Consider the following 21,819-nt stretch of genomic DNA (forward strand, 5'->3'; position numbering starts at 1 on the left):
CACAAACGGAGTCTCGAACGCGAACGCCGCCACGCTCCTCGCATACAGGGCGGAGACAACCACCGTCGATGTGAGCGACGGGACGATTGATTCTACGGGGAACGCTTCATACGATCTGAATTTGACCGTCAACCCCGCCGCCTTAAGCGACTTTGTAGTTGACGCTCCGTCAAATGCCACCACCGGCCACGCCTTTTCCGCGACACTCACAGCCAGAGACGCATACCAGAACATAACCACACAGGTCTCCGGAAACACCGCGATCACAGTCAATCATGGAACCGTCACCCCCACGTCTCTTGCTCAAGGTGAATTCACGGATGACGGAACCTGGATCGGAAGCATCACGATTTCCGGCATCAAAGAAAAACCGGTTGTCACATTGAGCGCTGAGAATGGAGGAAAGACAGGAAGCGACGCGTCAACTGTTCTTGGAATTCCAGATGATCCTTCAAATATCAAGGTCACTCCTTCCGGCTCGGCGTCTTCTCCACGAATCACCGTTACATGGTTCGATAATTCGGCGGTGGAAAGCGGATACAGAGTGGAAAGAAGGCAGGGCGCGGGCTCCTGGACACAGGTGGGAGGCAATCTGCCCGCAAACACCACGAGTTACGTTGACAGTTCCGTGAAATCCGGTTCCGTCTACCAGTACAGGGTAGTGGCAATAAACGGCGCCGGCCAATCAAACGACGTCTCCTCCGACGCGGTAATCACGGACAGCGCCCGCGCGGCCTCCACCTGGTACCTCGCCGAAGGCACAACCGCCTGGGGGTTCTCCACATACATAACGATCGCGAACCCTAACAACTCAGAGTGCCACGCAAAGATCACCTACATGGATCCGCGCCCGGAAGCTGGAAGGGGAAGGGTGGCATACAGGACAGTGACTCTTCCCTCTGAGTCCCAGACAATCGTAGATCCTAAATGGGATCTGGGAGACGTGGACTTCTCGACAAAGGTGGAGTGCCTGGAAGGAAAGGCCATAGCGGTGGATCGCACCATGTTCTGGAACTACGGCGCGGGCGAGGAAGCTCACAACTCTATTGGGGTGACCTCACCCGCAAAGACATGGCACCTCCCCGAGGGCTCGAGCGCTCACAACTTCGAGACGTGGACGCTCGTGCAAAACCCTAACGCCATAGACGCCACAGTGACCCTCACTTACATGATAGAGGGCGCTTCCCCCAAAACCTTTGAGAAGAAGATACCCGCGTATTCACGCGCCACCTACCTCATGTCCACAGACATTGGGGAAGCGGACGCCTCAATCAAGGTCTCCTCTGAAACACCGGTCATAGCCGAGAGGGCCATGTACAGAAACAGCAGAAGAGAAGGCCACGACTCCATAGGAACGACAACTCCCGCAATCGACTACTACCTGGCGGAAGGCTCGAGCGCTTACGGCTTTTCCACTTACGTCCTCATACAGAACTCCAACGCCACTCCAACAGATGTAACAGTCACATACATGACGGATTCCGGCCCGAAGCCTCAAGCGCTGTTCTCCATGCCGGCAAATTCAAGAAAGACAATCAAGGTGAACGACGTACCCGGCATGGCAAACACAGACTTCTCAACGAAAGTGCACGGCTCCGCTCCCATAATCGCCGAGCGCGCCATGTACTGGGACTTTGGGACAGGTGAGGCGTGCCACGACTCTGTCGGGATGTCATCTCCCCACACCACCTTCTACCTGCCCGATGGAGAGACGCAAAACGGATACGAAACCTGGACGCTCGTACAGAACCCGAACGACAGCGCGGTGAGTATTGAAGTCTCCTACCTGAAGGCCGGTGGTGGCGCCGTGAGTCTTACCGAAACCATTCCCGCCAACTCTCGCAAGACGTACAACATGTCAGACAAAATACCAGGCGGCCGCGCCGCCATTAAAGTCACATCAAAGACCACAGGCAAGAAGATAATGGTAGAGCGCGCCATGTACTGGAACGCAAGAGGCGCGGGCACGGACACCATGGGCGGCTTCTCGGACTGACTTAACTTTTGAGGTCAGGTCTTTTTTTAAACCAAAGTTCCCCCCGGAATCTGAATAAGAAACTCTCGAAATAGCACTTGCCCATGCTTTCCACTTCCTACTTCGAGATATGGGCCGCTCCCGGATAAAATCGCAGACACTTTGATCCATGTTCTTTCAAGGGCGGCGTGAATGTGCTATTTTTGAGAGGTGCGCTGAGCGCGCGAGGTCAGGAGAAAGTGCGAAAGTCTACATACTCGAACGCTTTTTCAGACAGCATCTTTGCGTCCGTCTCAGCGGCTTTGGAAATCCGCTGTTTTCTTACCATGTTTCCCGCCTAATTCGACTCTCACTGCTTCTGCCAGAACCGTGGTGACAAAACTGTCTTTCCGCTTTTTCTTCCTTGCAAGTTCGCTTTCTGACATCAAGACCACGTTGAAGCTGGTGCGAAACCGTTTGTACGCTTCTGGGATATTCTCGCTCATTTGGTCAAGGACTTTTTCTTTATCGGCGCCGTCATCAACTATAAGCATCACATCGGTGTCGCTCTCGGGAGCGTCAGTTCCCCTCGCTACACTACCGAACAGGAATGCTCGAATGCTCTTCACCTCGAGTCCTTTTATCAGCATGCAAATGGCTTCCTCGGGCATCTCTGTTTCCTTCATGAACAGAGGCCGCAGTAACTCCTCGTACACCGCGGAATCCCTGGCAACCTCGTAGATGCTGGATCTGCCAGCCGTTTTACGTGTAACGATTCCGGTCCTGTGCAGGCTGGTCAGGGCGTTGTTGCAGGTCGCATGGTTCATGCCGAGTTCTCTTGCCAGACTTCTGCCGGTTGCTACTTCGGAAGAGTAGAGCACAAGGCGCCTCAGAATAGCCACCTTGTGTTTGTTGTCTATTATCTTGTCCAGGGGTTTAATTAAGCCCATCTAATTCCTTTGTCACATGACTGTTTTATTGTACATATGACTATGTTTATTGTCAATGGTCTTTTTCGTAGCTACCTACAGATTCTTGTGACGATCTAAATACGGTAACATACCATCAAGTAGTTTTATGTTTGAGCCGCGTCTCTAAAGGCGCTGATGTAGCGACGTTCGAATGTCGAGTTGTCTATGGGACGGAGCGCCAGATGGCCTCTATAAAGCCGAAAGAACTCGAGAGGCTCGTGGCCGCCGGAAGGCGAATGTACGAAGGCGGCCTGGTGACAGGCGCATTGGGCGCTATAGGCGTCAGGCTGTCCGGCGGCACAGTGGCCGTAACGGCCGCGGGGGCGAGGCTCGGTGATTTGAGCCAATCCGACATACTTGTAATGGACGGATCCGCGCCCGAGCCCGAGGCCGAAAACGCTCGGACGCCGGGCAAGGACGCCGGAATCATCCGGGCCGTGCTTGCGACGCAAACAGAGGCCGCTTCTGTGATACGCGTCCATTCCACTTACACCACAGCGCTTGCCCACAAAGGCGCCCGCGCTCTTCTGAAGTCGTCCGCACTCCTCGAGAATATCGGCGGCGTCGCTTTTGTGCCTTACTACCGTCCCGGGACGGCCGGGCTCGCCGGGTCGGTGGCCGAGGTCATGCGCGCCAACTGCGTGGTGATTATCGAGGCCCAGGGCGCGGTCGTGAGGGGCGCGGATGTGGACGACGCCATAGACCAGGCTGAGGCGATGGAGGCGGCCGCCAGGCTTATCTTTGTCCTGCGCGGTAGCAACTGGAGTTGAGATGATGTTCGTTCGCGCGCAGGAGGACTCGATTTTCTTCGAGGGCGGCAAGCTTCACATGATCGACCAGACGCTTCTTCCAGCCCGGACGGTGATGATCGAGCTCGAGACCCCCGGGCAGGTGGAGGAAGCCATCCGCCGCCTGGCTGTGCGTGGCGCGCCGGCGATAGGCATCGCGGGGGCGTACGGCGTGTTGCTCGGAGCGCTGGGCGCGAGCGCCACAGTCGAATCAATAATCAACGCCGCCCGCCATGCCGGAGAACTCATTGGCGCGTCGAGACCTACCGCGAGAAACCTTTTCTGGGCGCTCGAGCGCATGAGCGCCGTTCTCGAGAGTTTTGCCGGGGATCCTGCCGCGCTGATAGACAGGCTGCGCGAGGCCGCCGACGGCGTGGCGCTGGAAGTGATCGAGACAAACCAAAAGCTGATCGACGCGGGGCAGGAGGTTCTGGCGGATGGCGCGCGCGCGCTCACTCATTGCAACTCGGGCCCGCTCGCGGCGCTGCGCTACGGAACAGCCGTGGGCGTCTTCGCCGAAGCGCATCGCAGGGGCAAGAACATCCATGTCTATGTGGATGAGACACGGCCACTGCTGCAAGGCTCGCGGTTGACCGCATGGGAGCTGTCACGTCTGGGAGTTCCCTACACACTGATCACAGACAGCGCCGCGGCGCTTGTCATGCGACAGGGCGCGGTGGATCTTGTCATGACTGGAGCGGACAGGATCGCCGCAAACGGTGACAGCGCCAACAAGATCGGAACGTACGGACTCGCGGTGCTTGCGCGCGCGCACGGCATCTCGTTCTACATCGCGGCCCCCGCGTCGACGGTGGATCTGGCCTGCCGCTCCGGGCGAGACATAGTCATCGAAGAGCGCGAAGGAGAAGAGGTGCGGACGTGCGGCGGCCGACGCGCCGCGCCTGCCGACGCGCCTGTTTATAACCCGGCTTTCGATATTACCCCGGCGGAGTTTATCCACGGCATCGTAACGGATCGCGGCGTTTTGCGGCCACCTTACGAAGAAAGCCTCCTCGTCTTCGCCTGATTTCCGCCGTTGTGATAATATATATTTGCTTGCACTGGTAATCCTGACGCGCTTTTCTGGATCAAGAATGCAAAGACCAACGATAAGAGACGAACTTATCGACCTTTTTTATCCATCCGCCTGTCTGGTGTGCGGGAGATCCTGCGTTTTGCCGCTTTGCGGGAGTTGTTTCGGTGAAATTGCCGCCAGGCGCGCAAACGCCGATTCTGGCGCCGATGGGTTTCTGGCGGTGGGCGACTATGCGGGCGCGCTCAAGGACATGGTGCTGGGACTCAAGGGTTCTCAAAGGAGAATGGCGCAGCCGCTCTCCGCGTTGATGGCCGTTGCCGCCGGCAACGACCCGCGCTATCTGTTCCCGCGCGCTATCTGTTACGTCCCGTCATCCCGCGAGAAGGTGAAAGAGAGAGGCTTCAATCCCGCGGAAATTCTTGCGAGACGTGTCGCTTTCATCCTTGGGAGGCCGGTGGTTGATGCTTTGCGCGATCCGGGCGGAAGACAGGACCAGGACAGAACTCCCGGTTCAATGAGATGGCGTAACGTTCAGGGCGCTTTTTCCGTTAGACGTGGCATAATCCTGGAAGGCCCTGTTCTTCTGGTTGATGATGTCCTCACTACGGGTGCGACAGCGGACGCGTGCTCGCGCGCGCTACTGAGTGCCGGCGCGAGTTCCGTCTGCGTGCTGGTCGCGGCGAGGGCGGTGTTGCGAAAAACACAACTGGGATCCCCATTGACATTGACGTAGAGTAAAATTCAATGGTAGACCCCGTTGAACCGACTACGCTAAGGTGGACGGAGCTGTGGACGGTAGACCCCTGCTGGCCTGCTAAAATATACTGATTGCGACGCGAGACGAAAGGAAGAGAAATGGCGCTCAAAGTTTTACAGGTGGTTGGGGCCGCAGCCGTGGTGATTATCGTAATACTGCTGATCCCGGTGCTTCTACGCCTTCGGAGGACGCTCGATGAAGCGAGCATCATCATATCCGAGACGCGGCCACAGACACTCACTTTGCTCAAGAGAGTCCAGGCGACGCTGGATAGCGTCAACCAGGAGCTGTCAAGCATTGAATTTATAACGGAGGATACCAGTATGCTCGTGAGCAAGGTGGGCGATGCCTCGGCGGCCGTTGAAAAGGCCATAAAGTCTCCTATGACAAAAATAGGTTTTGTGACGGCGGGGGCGGTCGCGACCGGATTCGCGGTCAAGCGGCGCCTGTCGAGAGATCTATCCGACAAGAAATAATGTCCGGGCAAAATCACTGTTATTTCATACGTAATTTCGGTTGCCAGATGAACGTTCACGACTCCGAGCATATCGCTGGGGTTCTCGAGAACGCCGGCTACGAGCGCGCCGATTCGGTTGAGCAATCCGGCCTTTTGATTTTCAACACGTGCTGCGTTCGGCAGAGCGCGGAGGACAGAGTTTGGGGGAATCTGGGCGCGCTTAATCTGACAGAGGGCAATCGCGGCAGAATCGTGGCGGTTTGTGGATGCATGGCGCAGAGACATGGCGTGGAGATCCTGAGGCGTTCGCCTGTGGCAAATCTGGTGTTTGGCATGGACGCGCTGTCGCGCCTGCCGGAGCTCATTGAAGAAAGCCGGCGGTCTCCCGTTTGTGACCTTGGAGACGTAAGCCACGCAACAATAGATTGCCTTCCCGCCATCAGGGGCAGCAAGGCTCAGGCGTGGATCCCTGTAAGCCACGGCTGCGATAACAGGTGCGCGTACTGTGTCGTGCCGATGGTGCGTGGGGCGCAAAGAAGCCGGGCTATGTCAGACATCGTAGACGAGGTTGAACGTCTCGTCGGCCAGGGCGCGCGCGAAATTATTTTGCTCGGGCAGAACGTCAATTCATACGGACGGGATCTCGAGACCACAGTGTCGTTCGCGGGGTTGCTGGATGCCGTGGCTTCGGTAGAAGGAATCAGGCGTGTGAAATTTGAAACGTCCCATCCGCGGGACTTGACCCATGAAGTTCTGGAGGTGATGGCGCGTGAGCCACACATTTGCGAGTATCTTCATCTTCCCGTCCAATCCGGCTCAGACAGAGTGCTGGCCGCCATGAACCGCGGGTACGGGCGTGATTACTGCTTCGAACTTATCGCGCGGGCGAGGAAGACGGTTCCGGAGTTGACGGTGACCACCGATATTATCACGGGGTTTCCCGGCGAGACCGAGGATGATTTCGCGGATACGTTGGAACTCCTGCGCGAGGTGGAGTTCGATTCCGCGTATCTGTTTATTTATTCGGAGAGAGAAGGCACTCCCGCTTCACTGCTCGGAGGAAACGTTTCCATTGAGGAAAAACATCGCCGGTTCGACAAGCTCGCGAGATTGCAGGAGGGCATTACAGCCCGATCACTTGAAAAGATTGTGGGACATGATGTCGAGGTGTTGATAGAAGGATTTTCCAAAAGAGGTGGTTTTCTGGCCGGACGCGCGAGAGGTCATCAGGTAGTGCTGCTGTCCGGCGACAGGCCGAACGGTTGTCTGGCAAGAGCGAATATTCACGAGGCTGGAAAGCGCACGCTCCGAGGAAAGGTTGTCGAAGTCCTGGATGGTCAAACGGTAGACCGTCTTGAGCGTTTTGAGCCGTGCTGATATGGAGACATGGCGTTTCATAATTGATTCTTCCAGGGCGGGCGCGCTCAATATGGCTGTGGACAGGGCGCTTGCCGTCGGCGCCGCGGAAACCGAACTGACGACTCTCAGGGTCTACTCTTTCAGCCCGCCTGCCATAACGATAGGAAGGTTCCAGGCGATCGAAGAGTTCATAGATCTCGCCGTCTGTGAGAAGGAAGGCATTGATGTGGTTCGGCGGCCCACAGGCGGTCTTGCTATTCTCCACATGAACGATTTTACCTACAGCGTTACGAGCCCGGCCACAAGCTCTCACCCCATTGTCAGAGACAAGAGCTTCAAGATGCTTTCAGGGGGCATAGTCGAGGCGCTCAGATGCCTTGGACTTGCCACGGAGATCGTTTCACACGGCGTCCAGACCGGTTGCGATGGCTGGTGTTTCGGACGAGAGTTTGGTGTAGACATCGAGTGGCGCTCGAGAAAGATATGCGGAAGCGCGTCAAGAATAGCAGATGGCGCTTTACTGCAGCACGGCTCATTATTTTTCAATGACAACAGCGCGTTTCTCAGGAGAGTTTCGACGCGCGCTTCCACGGATCTGAGCGAGCATGTTCCTGTGTCGTTGCGGGAGGCCTGTGGCCGGGAGATAACGTGGCTCGAGGTGGCCGCAGCGTTCCAGGATGGGTTTAGCCGCGCGCTCGGAATAGAGTTCGAGACCGCGGAGGTGACCGTCGCGGAACTGGAGATGGCCGCACGGCGCATGTGAGTTTGTGATATCATAACTTCAAATGGCGCAAAGGGGAGAATCATGGGCGACAAAGACGTTGAGAGAAACGTAAGAACCACCAGTGAAGAAGGCGTTAAAACTCCTGGAGAGCGGTACACGCAGGGCGCCCGCGAGAAGCGCGTCAGAACATTTGGAGATAAAACAGAGTCCAGGAATGTAAAAGAAAAGCTCCTCGAAAAATTCAAGAGCAGGGAGCAGAAAAAGAAAGATTTTTCAAAGGAGAAGCGCGAGGGGGAAACCATTGGACGAGGAACTGGCGAAGGAGAAGGCGCTCAGGATTAAGGTTTGCGTAGAGTTGGGAGATCTTCCCTCGAAGCAGAGAAGCGCCGTATTTGGAATTATCAAGGATCTGGGTTTTCAGCCCGAGGAGATCAGTGAAGTTGCGGTAACGGTTCCTCCCTCAAGCGAGTGCGAAAACAACCGCCATCAGAAATGGAGGTGAGATATGATTTGTCCCTCTTGCGGAAAGAATAACCCCTCAACGAGCGCGTACTGTTGTCAGTGCGGGGAGCGCCTCGCCGAATCATCGAAAGACGAATCGACAACTATACTGACTCCGGTCGAAACTGATGCGGGAGAGGAGGTGCGGGTTATTGTTCCCGAAGTGGAGTTGGCTTGCGGGGAAGCCATGTTCGTAGTGAAAAGAGGTCCTAACGCGGGCGCCAGGTTCCTCCTGGATAAGGACGTAACAACGGCGGGCAGGCATCCGGAGAGCGATATCTTTTTAGATGACATAACTGTCTCGCGCAGACATGTTGAGATACGCAAAAGTAATGGATTTAAAGCGGTAGACATGGGAAGTTTAAACGGCACATACGTCAATAAATCAAGAGTTGAGGAAGTTGATCTCTCAAGCGGTGACGAGGTACAGATCGGCAAATTCAAACTTATTTTTTTGTGCAAATAACGCAACAGGTGTTGACATCAAGACCCTCTATCCAGCATATTAACTCTTAAGGCTTGACTTTACGTTCAGACTTCGAGTGAGGAATGTGATGGTAGCAGAGGAAAAAAAGTACGGGATAGGTGAGGTTCAGGAGATTCTGGTAAAGGAATTTCCTGACGTTACTATAAGCAAGATCCGTTTTCTCGAGAAAGAGGGGTTGATTGAACCCGAGCGGACAAAAAGCGGATACCGTAAGTACTCCAGGGGTAATATCAAGCAACTCAGTTATATACTTCGACTTCAACGTGAGGAATATCTACCTCTTTCGGTAATCAAGCGAAAAATACAGGATTTGAAATCAGGGAAGGCGGTGGCGGGCGACATGGTAGTCATGTCCGGACACTCCTCGGATCATGCGTTGACAGGCGCGGTGCCAATGTCGCACGACCTTGCGCCAGCTAAGTTGGGGATTACGGCGGAAACGATAAAAGAGCTTATAGAGTTCGGTATCGTGAACGTGCATGACGGTCCTGAAGGCAAGTACTTCCCTCCCTCGGAGGTGAAGGTTTTGAATCTCTCAAAAGAGTTCTTTCGCTTTGGGGTGGAGCCGAGGCACCTCCGGATGTTTGTTCAGTTTGTGGGGCGCGAAGCCTCCTTCATAGAACAGATCATCAAGCCGCAACTCCAGCACAAGGATCCGAATGCGAAGCGAAGCGCAATCAAGGATCTCGAGAACCTGATAGCGTTATCGCAGATGTTCACGTCGGTGTTGTTGCGCGAAGCTTTGTCCGGTTACCTGCCGCGTCCGGCCAGCCTCGAGTTTCTCGAGGAAGAAGCAACAGATAGCGCGAGTTTAACCACCGCTCCGCCGCGCGAGGAAGAGACCGAACAATCTTCACCGCCGCCCGACGAGCGGATGTTTCCTCTGTAGCAGCCAGGGGTCAGGCACCGTCTACCTTTCCGTCTACCTTTACTGCGTAGAGGGATCCAGTCTCACATGGCGCGCGGACGCGCCACCACCTAAAATGAAAATCTCATGGTAGCACAGACATTCCTGTCTGTGATGCGTCACACCCCCACCTTAATCCTCCCGCCTCGAAAGGGAGGAGATCAGAACCCCCTCGCCCCGGGGTCACCGCGCGCGAAGCGCGTGGGGTGGGAGAGGGTTGAGGTGATGGGTATAGGTAGCCTGAACGGAGTTTATTTTCGGAGCGTTGTCTGACCCCTGACGTCTACCGCTTTAGCGGTAGACGGAAAGGTAGACGGTGCCTGACCCCTAATTAGACCCCTAATTGTTGGGCGATGGCGATGGCGCTGATCATTTCTGAATAGTTACCTTCTTTTTGTTGTATGATTGTCACAGACTTGTGTTTTCCTGAGTAAGGTCAAGATGGTCGAAAGCGATAAATCAGACAAACAAATATGTTCCGGGGCCAGAATCTCTTTTACGTGTTTCTGCATGGGGGGGATCAGGCCTTGATCTGATATTTCGGAGTTGGGTGCGCAAGAAAAGCCCTCTTCCGAGGGTTTTTTTGATGCCGTTTGACAGGAGCGCGACGTGTTGTATTTGAGCGCTATGCTGGACAGAAAAATAGTGGATGAGCGTGAAGTTATGGTAGGGCGCCTTGTAGATATCGTTGCTGAGCCGGACAAGAAATTTCCTCTTGTAAAGGGAATAGTGGTAAAAATGTTGCCCCGCCATGGCAAAGAAAGCGTCTATGTGCCATGGAAACATGTGCATGAGATGAAGAATGAGCGGTTGATGATCCGATGCGTCGAGTGTGGCGTTGAGCCTGAGAAAAGTGACATGTTTCTCTATCGTGATCTGCTGGACAAGCAGATAGTTGACATGGACGGATACCGGATTGTGCGGGTCAGCGACATACTGATTGCCAGATCAGGCGGGGAGTTGCGTGTTATCGGGGTGGACGTGGGAGTGCTGGCCATTATGCGGCGCCTCGGGTTGCGTCCGCTTGCCGAGTTTCTCAAGAGCAAACAAGGCAGTGTACTCCGCGACCGGATAGTTCCATGGAACCTTGTTTCTCCAACCGGTCCTATGCCATCAGACGTGAAACTGAGCGTTCCGTACAGGGAGTTTCTCGAGATACATCCATCGGATCTGGCGGATATCGTAGAGCAGCTTCCCGAGGAACAGCGCGCGTTGGCGCTCGCGCTTGTCGGGGATCCAAAAGCGGCGGATGTCCTTATCAGGATGCTTCCGGGAATACGCTCGGAGGTTGCTGGAGCGATGGAGGATGAGAGGTTGTCCGACCTGTTGGAGATAATGCCTCCGGATAAAGCGGCGGATATTCTCGGTTCTCTTTCAAGAGAGAAAGCAGAGGCTCTTCTCTCTCTCATGGGCATCAAAGAAGCGTCTGTTGTGTCCGAGCTTTTGGGTTATGAACCTTCAACGGCCGGTGGGCGCATGACAACCAGGTTCGTCGCCGTGCCGGATAACATGAATTCCGAGGCGGCTATAGCGCATCTCCGCAAGGAGGGACGTGAAGCCGAGACCATCTATTACGTATACGTAGTGGACAGGAGCGGACATCTCTCGGGCGTACTTTCACTGAGGGATCTGCTTCGAGCCCCTCCCGACGTGATGGCGGGCGACATCATGATGCGAGACGTAATAACCGTTGACATATATGACGACCAGGAGAGTGTCGCTGGGAAGCTCGCGCGCTACAATCTACTTGCTGTGCCGGTAGTGGATGATGACCATGTGCTGAAAGGGATCGTGACGGTTGACGACGCGATCGACGTGATAAAGGAAGAGTTCTCTGAGGATTTCGCGCAACTTTCAGGAGTGCCGTTCGAGAAGGAAGGAACACCGGTTCGTGACACTCTCGACGCCCGCAGGTGGGGAGTAACCATGCTGACTTTTCTCGGCGGAATACTGGCGACCGTCCTGTTTAACCTGTTCAGATCCGGGTTTGAAGCTTCCCTTGCGCTTATTTATTTCGTGCCTCTCGTATTGCGCATGGCGCACGACGTCTCTGTGTGGTCAATGGCGGCCGCTGTCCACGACATTCGTGTGGAAACCGTTATCCCATCGAAAGTGGGTAAGTTGCTGGCGCGAGAGTACGCTTACACGCTGGCCGCAGCCGTTCTTGTCAGCGTTCTCGGTTTTTCGGTCGGAATGTTGTGGGTTAAGACGCGGACTCCAGCTATCGCGGGGGCGGTCGGATTGTTTGTCGCGGTCGCTACAACGGGAATGCTTGGCTTTGCGGCGCCGCTGTTGTTGCTCCGCGCGAGGCCAGGCCAGTCGGCAGTTCCCGGCAGGTTGGTCGGAGTGCTGGTGATGGCCGCATCCGTCCTGTCGTTCCTGGCGGTCAGCGGGTTTCTTGTCAGGGCGTGGCAAGCCTGAGTGGAGAGTGTTTTATGTCCGAGAAGAGCGCGCACAGGCTGACAAAACAGAAAATGCTCTTGCTGCTCTCGGTGCTCGGTCCAGGGATAATAGTGAGCATGGTGGACAACGACGCCGGTGGTATTGCGACATACTCTGTTTCCGGCGCGAGATACGGCTACTCGATAATCTGGATTATGATCCCCACGGCGTTGCTTCTGTATATGGTTCAGGAGATGAACGCCCGCATGGGAATAGTGACCGGTAAAGGGCTGGCGGCGCTGATAAGAGAGCAGTTCTCGTTCAGACTCACCGCGCTCATCATGATGGCGATGATACTGGCGAATTTCGCGAACACAGTATCGGATTTCGCCGGAATAGCCGCGGGCGCCGAGATGTTCCGGATTCCCTCATTTGTGGCGGTTCCCCTGGCGGCGTTTTTCATATGGTGGCTGGTTCTCAAGGGAAGTTATAAGTGGGTCGAGAAGATATTTCTTCTTATAGGCGTCGTCTTTGTCGCCTATATTGTTTCCGCGTTTTTGGCGAGGCCTGACTGGGGGCTCGTCGCAAGGGGCGCGATTGTTCCGGAAGGGCAATTAAACTACTCGTACATCGTGATGGCCATAACGATTGTGGGCACCACTATTGCCCCCTGGATGCAGTTCTACCAGCAGTCCTCGGTTGTTGACAAAAAACTGAAAATCAAGGATCTGTGGTTTGAGAAGCTGGATACTGGGATAGGCACAGTTTTTCTGATAATAGTTGCCGTGGCCATCATAGTCTGCTGTGCCGCGGCTATTTACTATAATCCTGGGGTCGCAAAAAGCGACATCCACTTTGCTGACCAGGCTGCCAGGGCGCTGGCGCCGGTGGCGGGGAGACACGCCTCACACCTGTTCGCGTTCGGGTTGCTGTTCGCGTCGATCTTCGCGGCGTCAATTCTGCCTTTGACTACGGCGTACACGGTTTGCGAGGCTTTCGGATGGGAGTACGGGATAGATCGATCATTTGGCGAGGCGCCGAAATTCTACACGGTGTACACCGTTTTCATAATTGGCGGGGCCGCTCTGATCATGATGCCAGGGCTGCCACTGATAACCGTGATGCTGTTTTCGCAGACAATAAACGGCTTGCTTCTGCCGGTAGTGCTTACCTGCATGCTCAAGATAATTCGCAACCGTGACGTGATGGGCGATTACGTCAACGGAGACACCTATAATACGATTGTCTGGATTGCGGTTGCCGTTCTGTACGCGCTCGACCTCGCTCTGGTGGTGGCGAGCATCTTCCCTGTAGGAAGATAGCGGCGCTGATGTCACGTCAACTGTGTTATGTCGTAGCAAATGTGGTTCATGCGAAGTTTGCGGTAGACGGAGAGGTAGACGGTACTTGACCCCTGGAGTGGTGTGGCATGTTGGATGACGGAGATTTAATCAATTTCAGCGACCTGGTCAAGACGCGGGTCGAGGACGCTGACGGAAGGCACGTTGGACACGTGCAGGACATGGCGCTGGGGCTCGACCTTTCATCGCCTTTCATCGACGCGCTTGGAATTCATATGTTATGGACCGACCGTGTTGGCGGAATAACGCTCGTGCGGCGCGTCGAAGACCTGGTGGCGCTCGTCGGGTGGACTCACGTTGCCAGCGTCGACGAGGATCTGGTAACAGTTCGCGGCCGACACCCCGATTTTCCCCTGTTGAGCGCCGAGGGAAAACTCCTGGTACGACGGGATATTCTGAACAAGCAGATGGTTGATCTGACGGGGAACCGCGTCCAACGAGTGGACGACGTCCTGCTGGTTGTGGATGGCGAGCGGCTGAAAATTGCCGGTCTCGACGTAAGCAAGAGTCTTCTTCTCGCGAGTTCAACATTGCGCCACTACCTCGCTGATGTCCGAAGGAAGTATGCCAGTGTGTATGATCCCGAGGTCATCCCGTGGGACGCGGTGCGGAGCATCGAGGAGGGCGCTGTGGTCATCAATCAACATGTCCGCCGTTAATGCGGTCGTATCATGAAACGTGTCTACGGCGAGAATTATCTTCATAGAAAATCCTCGCGCCGTCCAATCATGCGCGGGTCGGCAATCGTCGGTAACTCGAAATTGTTGTGGGCGCTCGGGCTCTCGCTGGCCCTGGTTGCTGTTGTTTTCATATCATGCTTGCTGACGGCCGCAGAGGCCAATATCGGCCCTTCTGTGCTCGAGGCGACACGAAAGGTCAAAGCTCCATCCGGTGTGATGCCGAATGAGCCTGGTGTATGGGCGAACGCCGCGATTCTCATCGACGCCGATAGCGGCAGGGTTCTCTACGAGAAGAACGCTCACGTCAAGCTGCCAATCGCAAGCACCACCAAGATGATGACCGCGCTCGTTGTCAGGGATCAATTGCGTTTGAACGACAAGGTGATTGTGAGTCCGGAGGCGGCTCAGGTTGGAGAGCAGGGGATCAATCTGACGCCCGGCGAAACTTTGACTGTGGAACAATTGTTAAACGCCATGCTCATACAGTCCGCAAACGATGCCGCATGCGCGCTGGCTCAGCAGACGACCGGATCTATCGAGTCGTTTGCGGCGCTCATGAACAAAAAGGCCGCGGAGATTGGCGCGACCGACACGCATTTCGCGAACCCGCACGGCCTCGATCAAGCCGGTCACTACTCCAGCGCCTACGATCTGGCGGTCATTGGCCGTAAGCTGATGCGGGATCCCGTGCTGGCCAGGATAGTTTCGACGTCAGAATACTCGATACCGTGGCCGGGACATCCCGGGCCAAGAGTGGCGCTGAATCACAACGAGATCCTGCAAAAATACGCCGGTTCGACAGGGATCAAGACGGGCTATACCGTGATGGCGGGACAGTGCCTCGTGGCGTCAGCCACCCGCGACGATAAATCCCTGATCGCGGTCGCTTTGAACAGCCAGCACAGAGTCGACGACGTTTCAGCTCTTTTTGATTATGGTTTCTCATCTACGATGAGGATCGTGTTCGTGGCGAAGGGGGAGAGGCTGGGGCGCAGCAGGGTGAGCGCGTTCCCGCGCCGTTATGTCACTGTAGTGCCCGGCGCCGAGATGACCGCTCTCGCGCTCAAGGGCGCACGCGATGTGTTTGATGTGAAGATTACGATCGCGAGCGTCACTCGATCACGCGTGAAGAGAGGAGAGGTTCTTGGCACGATAGATGTCCTGTTGAACGGCGCCTCATTCAAGAGCGAGAAGGCCGTGGCGTCGCAGTCGCGCTCGGCGTCCAATGTTTTTGGGATGACAGCGGCCTTTTTCTGGTACAGCACGTGCTGGTCTGGAAAGATAATTTTCGCCCCATTCCGCATGTTCTGACTTCATTGACCTCTTGATATGGTTAGAGTATAAAAGACTCGGTGATGAGCATGATTAAGATGTATATTGTCGGTGTGCGCGTGGAGTTGCCGACCAATCAACCCATAGTATTGCTGCATGAAGAGAACGGCGATCGTTTCCTGCCGATATGGATCGGCGCTTTCGAGGCGACCGCGATAGCGTTCGCGTTGCAGGGTGTCGAGACGGCGAGGCCGATGACACATGATCTGTTCAAGAATGTACTGGACGAGCTGAACGCAAGCGTTCAGCAGGTGGTTATCAACGATTTTGTAGACGGAACCTTTTACGCGGTGATGACGATATACACTGATGGCGAAAAGCATCTCATAAGCGCGAGGCCGTCAGATGCGATAGCGCTTGCTGTCAGGATGGAAGCCTCGATATTCGCCGACGAGAAAGTCCTTGACGAGGCGGGCATCGTTATGGAAGCGGCCGAGGAAGAAGAGATCAACAGGTTCAGGGATTTCCTCGAACATGTGGAGCCCCAGGATTTTCTTTGAGGAGTTCATCCCAGTCGCGTTGAAGATTTCTGAAAGCGCCAGGTTCGCGTTTCAATTGTCGGAGGAAAGGGGCAGGATTTGCGTAGCAGAAGAAGCCCCTACTGGCATCTTCGAACCGCGCTTTTTGCATTTCTAGCGCTCCATGCGTGCGGAACAATAGGCTACATGATTGTCGAGCGTCTTGGGTTCTGGGAATCACTGTACATGACGGTAATAACAATTTCTACCGTCGGTTACCGAGAAATGGCGGCGCCTTCTCGCGGCGGCCAGATATTCACGATAATAATAATCACATGCGGGCTCGCCACGGTCGTTTATGTCACAACCAGCGCCGTCGAGTTGCTTCTCGAAGGCAGGATACTCGAGATTATGGGGAGGCGGAGAGTCTTGCGAGAGATACAGGAACTGATCGGGCAATATATTGTTTGCGGATACGGCAGGGTTGGAAAACAGATAGCGATGGAGTGCCAGGCGAGAGGCGCCTCGGTAGTTGTCGTAGAGAAGGATTCTGCCGTGGCGGAAGCGGCGATGAATGACGGCTTTATCACTATCGAAGGGGACGCGACGGAGGAAAGCGTACTTCGGAAGGCGGGGCTCGATCGAGCATCCGGTCTGGTGACAGGGTTGTCCTCTGACGCCGACAATCTCTTCGTGATCATGACAACGAGGATATTGAGGCCGGATGTGTTTATTGTGGGTCGTTGCAACTCCGACGAGACGGAGTCCAAGCTTTACAGGGCAGGCGCGGATCGAGCGATATCCCCGCACAACATCGGGGGAAGACACATGGCGGCGCTGTTGCTGAAACCACTGGTTTGCGATTTTATCGATGTGGTAACGCACGGCCAACTCGTTGAGTTGACCCTCGATGACATATCTATCGAGCCAGGCGCCGCGCTTGCCGGCAGGTCTCTGCGCGATATTCTTGTGGGTGACATGAAGGGCATAGGCATACTCGGGCTGAAAAGGCCAAAACGAGATTTTTCCATCAATCCTCGAAGCGATACAGTACTTGAGGAAGGAGACATCCTGATCGTATCGGGAGCTCCGAACCAGTTGCGGGAACTCAAGAAGGTTTCGCAGAGCAAGCGCTGAAGCTCTACAGAAGGTGAGGTTTATACTGTTGAGGAGTGTTGGCCATCGCCTGAAACAGATCACGCCATTGCTGGTGATGATTATAGTCGGGAGTGTCTTTCTCATGTCGGCAAGCGTCGCACTGGCGCAAACACCGGCGCAGGAAAGCCTCATGACGCAAGAAGAGCGCTCGCGCTCCATAGAGAGAGAGATTGCGTCTCTCGAATCGGAGTTGTCGCGCACACAGCAGGATGCGATCAGCATCGCGCATAAGCTCTCCGATATTGAGAAGCAGGTGCTGAACTGTTATCTCGAGATAGACAGGGCCGAAAGCGCGATCAGTGACACGCGTCGAAAAATCAACAACAAGTTGAGGGCGATGTATATCGGAGGGCGCAAGGATATCCTTGCGCAACTGATGAAGAGTCGGGATGCCTTGGAGTTCCTGGTTTGCTACGACTATATGATGAAAACGATATCCAAAGATGCCGATGCTTTTGCGCGGTTCAAGAAAGAGAGAGACCATCTCCAGAAGTGCCAGGACAGACTTCTCGCTTTCAAGAAAGAAGAGGCTCGTCTTGCTCGAACAGCGGATGCTGCGGTTATAGAAGCACGGATACAGCAGAAAAAAAACGAGCTGGCTCAAGTCACGTCTCAGTTGATCTCGCAGCAGTTGCCTGGCACTTACGCGCCGGCGCCCGCGAATTTCGATCCGGCGCGTGTTTATGTGAGGCCTGACGAGAACGGTTTCACGCGTACCGGGCAAGTCATATCAGGGTACTCGAGCTGGTACGGCGGCGAGTTTCACGGGAGGCCCACCTCGAGCGGGGAAGTTTTCGATCAGTTCGCTTTCACGTGCGCTCACAAGACGCTTCCTTTCGGCACGTGGTTGCGGGTCACTTTCCGGGGACGGAATGTTGTCGTCAAGGTAAACGACAGGGGCCCGTTTATCAAAGGGCGCATGCTCGATCTTTCGCGCGGCGCGGCGGAAGCCATCGGATTGACGGGTGTGCAGTGGGTGGACTGCGAGATTGTGGTTCCAGGAAATTGATGAACGAAATTGTTTCAGGCATCTCGAACATTTTTGCCTGTGGAATGCAACGTCACAGACAAAAATGTCTGTGCTACCAGAAACAGTGTGCAAACGTCCATGAAGCGTCAGTCGGAAGAGGTGGCATAGAATACTCAAGCCGGACATAAAAGGGGGAGATGTGAAGAAGAAAGCGTACGTTTTTATCAAAGTTGCGGCGGGCAAGCTGGACGGTGTAATGCGCGTCCTCTCAGAGATGCCGCAGGTGATATCCGCCGAAGGCGTCTCGGGACACGTAGATGTTGTAGCCATCATGCGCGGTCCGGATCTCGAGACTCTCCAGAACACGATTCTTTCCACGGTAAGGGGAATCGATGGCATCGAGTCAACGGAGACATGGATTGTGATGGTTTCACAACCTGATACGTGGACGCAAGACGAACTCGAGCGCTACGCGTCGGAACTCACCGAAAACGAACTTACAGCTATCAATGTGCTGCTCGAAAAGAATCGTGGCATGATGATCCAAGAGCTTATCGACGCGATAGCCGACAAGCTGGACGATGACAACTACGATATACACGATCTCACAGTTACTCTCACCAGCATGACCAGGAAAGCTGAGGATCAGTACCGCCGGGAGAACGTCATCGAGTTTGATCAGGATATGGGATATTTCCTGAACGATCGCTACACAGAACCGCTTGCTCGGATACTCGTGAGCCGAGGAGTAAAACTGGATATGAATGTTGCGCCAGATGGCAGGGAAGAGGAATCTGGCGGCATAGAAGAAAACGATGTTTACGGTGATGACAAGACGCCCCTGTGACACGCGCAAGACCTCAATCTGTTGTTAAAAACCAGGAAAGAACCGAAGTTATTTCGCCAAGTTTACATAATATCTATTATAGGACACAAAACGCATAATGGGGTCAAACCAAAATATGCGTTTTGCAACAGATAAATGGGAGCGCGCATAAAAACGCATATTTTGGTTTGACCCCATTATGCGTTTTGGCAATTGCGTTATCATATTCAGATGAATATCAAAAAACCTGAGATCAACTCGATGCGCATGAAGCTTGTGCGCGAGATACTTGGAGCAAAGGTTCGATTCATCGCAATAACGCTTGTCGTAGTAATTGGCGTGATGATATTCGTAGGGTCATCGATGTCATACCGCAACTTGAAGGCTTCATACGAGTATACGTACGACAAACTCAACTTCGCGGACTTCTCGATAAAGTCCAAGAGAATTCCTCCTTACGTGATTGACAAGCTGTCACGCGTCAAAGGCGTAACCATGGTAACGGCTCGCGTAAAAGAGGACACCTCGATAGAAATGCCAGGGGGCAAAAGGCTCATCGGGAGGGTCACGGGAATCCCAGTCGGAAAGGCTCTTGTTGACGACCTCCTGATCAAAAAAGGGCGTTCGTTCAAAAAGGGCGACAAAATGGTGTGCGTCGCGGAGTCGCACTTCGCTAAATTCTACGGGCTGAAAATCGGTGACACCTTGCGGTACCTGAAAAATGGCGTAAGCGTTCCCGTGGAAGTTGTCGGAATCGCGGGCAGCCCCGAGTATATAGTCCTCGCGGGAGAAAAGGACGATTTCAGCCCGATGCTTTCTTCCAGCATGATGGCCATCCTCTTTGTGCCACTTGACGTAGGGCAGTGGATGGCGGATATCGGCGGAGCGTACAACCAGGTTCTGTTTAAGGTGGAGGATTACTCAAAAGTAGACAGGCAGATCGCAAGTGTCGAGAGAATCATGAAGGATATCGGCGTCAAGGAGGTCGTAACCAAAGACGAGCACAATGGCAACCGCATGCTCAAGATGGATCTCGATGGAATGAAAAAATTCGCCCTCTTCTTTCCTGTTCTGTTCCTCGGCATCGCGTGCTTCAGCATCTACATCCTCTTGAGCCGGCTGGTTTACACACAGAGGCCGTTTATCGGCATCATGAGGGCCATGGGTTACAGCAGGAGACAGATACTCCGCCACTACCTCGGGTTTGCTCTGATAATAGGGATATCGGGAGCTTTTTTCGGTATCATCGCCGGGTACGGCCTTTCGTGGATTGTTACAGGGATGTATGTCGAGACGCTTGGGATACCACTGGTCAAAATCAGAATCTACTGGAGCGTGTTGCTTCAAGGAGCGACTCTTTCTCTCCTCTTTTGCGTTTTTGCGGGTTTTGTGCCGGCGGTAAAATCCGCCAGGCTTGATCCGTCCAAGGCGATGAGAGGCGAAATGCTCGAGCGCGTTTTCAGCCGTCCGCTTTTCGAGAGAATCTTCACTTCTTTCGCGAAATTCCCCATGTTCATCAAAGTGCCGACAAGAAACATGTTTCGAAACAAGCGACGAACGGTCTTTACGTTGTTGGGCCTCATGTTTTCAGTCATGATCGTTCTCGTTTTTCTGGCTGTTCTGGATACGTCAAACGACGCTTTCAATCGAGGCTTTAATTTGAACAACAAGTTCGATATGGTGGCGGTATTTCTAGGGGGACGAGACGCGGCTGTGGCCAATCGCATACAGCGCCTCGACGGAGTTGAAGCCGTGGAAGCTACGACCGGGTACAACTGCAAAATTTCGTGGAACGGTGATGAATCTGACAAGACGGTGCTGATGGGCATCGATCCGAACAGTGAGATGAAGAAATTCTACACGAGCGACCACGAGGAAGTAAAAATTACGGAGAATCATGTGATTCTCAATCAGTTTTTTCACATGAAGAAGGGAGTTCAGGTCGGACAGTGGGTGACGATCACGACGCCCTGGAAAGCCAGGCGATTCATCGTCTCCCGATTTATTGACGAACCCATGGGAAATATTCTGTACATCTCTCGCGATGAAGCCCGGGAACTACTGGCTTACGGATTGGCGAGCAGGGGAAGTTTTTACGTCAAGGTGCGCCCGGGATGCAGGGCGCAGGTGCGCGGAGGTCTTCAGAGAATGTCGGGAATGGCCGCGATAGTAGATCTCGCCGAGCTCAAAAATGAGATTGCTCATTACATGGAGCTTATGCGCATAATCATCAATGTGATGCTCATATTCGCGCTTGTCATGGCTTTCACGCTTACTTTTAACACTATAACCATCAACATTCTCGAGCGTGAGCGCGAGATCGCCACCATCAGAACGATAGGCACTGAGCCGTGGAAAATTTCAGCCATGACGACACTCGAGAATGTGATTTTCGGCTTGCTGTCGATCACTCCCGGCCTTGTTCTTGGTGTTGTGGTAGGCCGTTTCGCCATGTCATTGCAACAGACCGAATTCATGACTCTCACATTTGTGGTTCATCCAATGAGCTACATCCTGGTATCCGTTGGGATAATGGCGATGTTGCTTCTCTGTCAGATTCCTTCACTGCGTTACGTAAAAAAAGTAGATCTCGCGATTGCCACAAAAGAGCGAGGCGGGTGAACGGTTCCGCCCCCTCCCCTTTCGCGTGAGTGACAGTGCGCCACAATGTGTTCTGTTATACTCGAGTTGAAACGGCTCTTGTGAGGTGT

The 21,819-nt window shown here is 54.2% G+C and carries 21 protein-coding genes; 20 read left to right on the plus strand and 1 reads right to left on the minus strand.

Features of this window, described 5'->3' with window-relative positions:
• Positions 1–1,996 (plus strand): hypothetical protein (locus CVT63_00190; GenBank protein ID PKQ28897.1); only part of this gene is annotated, 1,996 nt, incomplete at its 5' end.
• Positions 1,997–2,268: 272 nt separating this feature from the next.
• Here the strand turns inward: CVT63_00190 and CVT63_00195 are convergent.
• Entirely contained in the window at positions 2,269–2,904 is a 636-nt protein-coding gene (locus CVT63_00195; GenBank protein PKQ28898.1) for a hypothetical protein, read from the minus strand.
• Positions 2,905–3,107: 203 nt separating this feature from the next.
• Between CVT63_00195 and CVT63_00200 the strand changes: the two genes are divergently transcribed.
• The 19 genes from CVT63_00200 (at position 3,108) to CVT63_00290 (ending at position 21,730) form a co-directional block, all read left to right on the plus strand.
• Positions 3,108–3,695 carry a hypothetical protein gene (locus CVT63_00200; protein PKQ28899.1) on the plus strand — a complete coding sequence of 196 codons (588 nt, stop codon included), beginning with the start codon at positions 3,108–3,110 and terminating at the stop codon, positions 3,693–3,695.
• Positions 3,696–3,699: 4 nt separating this feature from the next.
• Positions 3,700–4,740, plus strand: a complete 1,041-nt coding sequence (gene mtnA, locus CVT63_00205; GenBank protein PKQ28934.1) for an S-methyl-5-thioribose-1-phosphate isomerase — start codon at positions 3,700–3,702, stop codon at positions 4,738–4,740.
• A gap of 148 nt (positions 4,741–4,888) precedes the next feature.
• Positions 4,889–5,482 (plus strand): ComF family protein, encoded by a 594-nt coding sequence (locus CVT63_00210; GenBank protein ID PKQ28900.1) that lies wholly within the window; start codon positions 4,889–4,891, stop codon positions 5,480–5,482.
• A gap of 122 nt (positions 5,483–5,604) precedes the next feature.
• Positions 5,605–5,982, plus strand: coding sequence for a hypothetical protein (locus CVT63_00215; GenBank protein ID PKQ28901.1), 378 nt, complete (start codon positions 5,605–5,607; stop codon positions 5,980–5,982).
• Entirely contained in the window at positions 5,982–7,340 is a 1,359-nt protein-coding gene (gene miaB, locus CVT63_00220) for a tRNA (N6-isopentenyl adenosine(37)-C2)-methylthiotransferase MiaB (protein PKQ28902.1), read from the plus strand. The genes CVT63_00215 and miaB overlap by 1 nt, the downstream gene beginning before the upstream one ends.
• 1 nt (position 7,341) lies before the next feature.
• Positions 7,342–8,085: a hypothetical protein gene (locus CVT63_00225; GenBank protein PKQ28903.1), complete on the plus strand. Its 744-nt coding sequence runs from the start codon at positions 7,342–7,344 to the stop codon at positions 8,083–8,085.
• 42 nt (positions 8,086–8,127) lie between these two features.
• On the plus strand, positions 8,128–8,388 hold the full coding sequence (locus CVT63_00230; protein PKQ28904.1) for a hypothetical protein: 261 nt from the start codon (positions 8,128–8,130) through the stop codon (positions 8,386–8,388).
• A gap of 163 nt (positions 8,389–8,551) precedes the next feature.
• Positions 8,552–9,013: a hypothetical protein gene (locus CVT63_00235; GenBank protein PKQ28905.1), complete on the plus strand. Its 462-nt coding sequence runs from the start codon at positions 8,552–8,554 to the stop codon at positions 9,011–9,013.
• Positions 9,014–9,101: 88 nt separating this feature from the next.
• Positions 9,102–9,923, plus strand: coding sequence for a hypothetical protein (locus tag CVT63_00240; GenBank protein PKQ28906.1), 822 nt, complete (start codon positions 9,102–9,104; stop codon positions 9,921–9,923).
• 105 nt (positions 9,924–10,028) lie between these two features.
• Positions 10,029–10,214, plus strand: coding sequence for a hypothetical protein (locus CVT63_00245; GenBank protein PKQ28907.1), 186 nt, complete (start codon positions 10,029–10,031; stop codon positions 10,212–10,214).
• Between the two features lie 339 nt (positions 10,215–10,553).
• Positions 10,554–12,362: a hypothetical protein gene (locus CVT63_00250; GenBank protein PKQ28908.1), complete on the plus strand. Its 1,809-nt coding sequence runs from the start codon at positions 10,554–10,556 to the stop codon at positions 12,360–12,362.
• Positions 12,363–12,376: 14 nt separating this feature from the next.
• A complete protein-coding gene (locus CVT63_00255) occupies positions 12,377–13,645 on the plus strand; it encodes an Mn transporter (GenBank protein ID PKQ28909.1) in 1,269 nt (422 codons plus the stop codon).
• Positions 13,646–13,752: 107 nt separating this feature from the next.
• Complete coding sequence (locus tag CVT63_00260) at positions 13,753–14,343, plus strand: hypothetical protein (GenBank protein PKQ28910.1); 591 nt, start codon at positions 13,753–13,755, stop codon at positions 14,341–14,343.
• A 12-nt stretch (positions 14,344–14,355) separates the two neighbouring features.
• Positions 14,356–15,675, plus strand: a complete 1,320-nt coding sequence (locus tag CVT63_00265; protein ID PKQ28911.1) for a D-alanyl-D-alanine carboxypeptidase — start codon at positions 14,356–14,358, stop codon at positions 15,673–15,675.
• A 50-nt stretch (positions 15,676–15,725) separates the two neighbouring features.
• Positions 15,726–16,196 carry a hypothetical protein gene (locus tag CVT63_00270; GenBank protein ID PKQ28912.1) on the plus strand — a complete coding sequence of 157 codons (471 nt, stop codon included), beginning with the start codon at positions 15,726–15,728 and terminating at the stop codon, positions 16,194–16,196.
• Between the two features lie 165 nt (positions 16,197–16,361).
• Positions 16,362–17,291 (plus strand): potassium channel protein, encoded by a 930-nt coding sequence (locus tag CVT63_00275; protein ID PKQ28913.1) that lies wholly within the window; start codon positions 16,362–16,364, stop codon positions 17,289–17,291.
• A gap of 76 nt (positions 17,292–17,367) precedes the next feature.
• Positions 17,368–18,321: a hypothetical protein gene (locus tag CVT63_00280; GenBank protein PKQ28935.1), complete on the plus strand. Its 954-nt coding sequence runs from the start codon at positions 17,368–17,370 to the stop codon at positions 18,319–18,321.
• Positions 18,322–18,481: 160 nt separating this feature from the next.
• Entirely contained in the window at positions 18,482–19,129 is a 648-nt protein-coding gene (locus CVT63_00285; protein PKQ28914.1) for a hypothetical protein, read from the plus strand.
• Positions 19,130–19,339: 210 nt separating this feature from the next.
• Positions 19,340–21,730 carry a hypothetical protein gene (locus CVT63_00290; protein PKQ28915.1) on the plus strand — a complete coding sequence of 797 codons (2,391 nt, stop codon included), beginning with the start codon at positions 19,340–19,342 and terminating at the stop codon, positions 21,728–21,730.
• Positions 21,731–21,819 lie beyond the last annotated feature (89 nt).

This window comes from Candidatus Anoxymicrobium japonicum (genome assembly GCA_002843005.1).
Taxonomy (GTDB): domain Bacteria; phylum Actinomycetota; class Geothermincolia; order Fen-727; family Anoxymicrobiaceae; genus Anoxymicrobium; species Anoxymicrobium japonicum.

Excerpts from the sequence above, each read along its gene's own strand:
- CVT63_00235 (PKQ28905.1), top strand. The coding sequence starts at position 8,552 with ATGATTTGTCCCTCTTGCGGAAAGAATAACCCCTCAACGAGCGCGTAC.
- CVT63_00270 (PKQ28912.1), top strand. The coding sequence starts at position 15,726 with ATGATTAAGATGTATATTGTCGGTGTGCGCGTGGAGTTGCCGACCAAT.
- CVT63_00240 (PKQ28906.1), top strand. The coding sequence starts at position 9,102 with ATGGTAGCAGAGGAAAAAAAGTACGGGATAGGTGAGGTTCAGGAGATT.
- CVT63_00200 (PKQ28899.1), top strand. The coding sequence starts at position 3,108 with ATGGCCTCTATAAAGCCGAAAGAACTCGAGAGGCTCGTGGCCGCCGGA.
- CVT63_00215 (PKQ28901.1), top strand. The coding sequence starts at position 5,605 with ATGGCGCTCAAAGTTTTACAGGTGGTTGGGGCCGCAGCCGTGGTGATT.
- CVT63_00245 (PKQ28907.1), top strand. The coding sequence starts at position 10,029 with ATGGTAGCACAGACATTCCTGTCTGTGATGCGTCACACCCCCACCTTA.
- CVT63_00265 (PKQ28911.1), top strand. The coding sequence starts at position 14,356 with ATGAAACGTGTCTACGGCGAGAATTATCTTCATAGAAAATCCTCGCGC.
- CVT63_00195 (PKQ28898.1), bottom strand. The coding sequence starts at position 2,904 with ATGGGCTTAATTAAACCCCTGGACAAGATAATAGACAACAAACACAAG.
- CVT63_00260 (PKQ28910.1), top strand. The coding sequence starts at position 13,753 with ATGTTGGATGACGGAGATTTAATCAATTTCAGCGACCTGGTCAAGACG.
- CVT63_00280 (PKQ28935.1), top strand. The coding sequence starts at position 17,368 with ATGATTATAGTCGGGAGTGTCTTTCTCATGTCGGCAAGCGTCGCACTG.
- CVT63_00225 (PKQ28903.1), top strand. The coding sequence starts at position 7,342 with ATGGAGACATGGCGTTTCATAATTGATTCTTCCAGGGCGGGCGCGCTC.
- CVT63_00275 (PKQ28913.1), top strand. The coding sequence starts at position 16,362 with ATGATTGTCGAGCGTCTTGGGTTCTGGGAATCACTGTACATGACGGTA.
- miaB (PKQ28902.1), top strand. The coding sequence starts at position 5,982 with ATGTCCGGGCAAAATCACTGTTATTTCATACGTAATTTCGGTTGCCAG.
- mtnA (PKQ28934.1), top strand. The coding sequence starts at position 3,700 with ATGTTCGTTCGCGCGCAGGAGGACTCGATTTTCTTCGAGGGCGGCAAG.
- CVT63_00255 (PKQ28909.1), top strand. The coding sequence starts at position 12,377 with ATGTCCGAGAAGAGCGCGCACAGGCTGACAAAACAGAAAATGCTCTTG.
- CVT63_00290 (PKQ28915.1), top strand. The coding sequence starts at position 19,340 with ATGAATATCAAAAAACCTGAGATCAACTCGATGCGCATGAAGCTTGTG.
- CVT63_00230 (PKQ28904.1), top strand. The coding sequence starts at position 8,128 with ATGGGCGACAAAGACGTTGAGAGAAACGTAAGAACCACCAGTGAAGAA.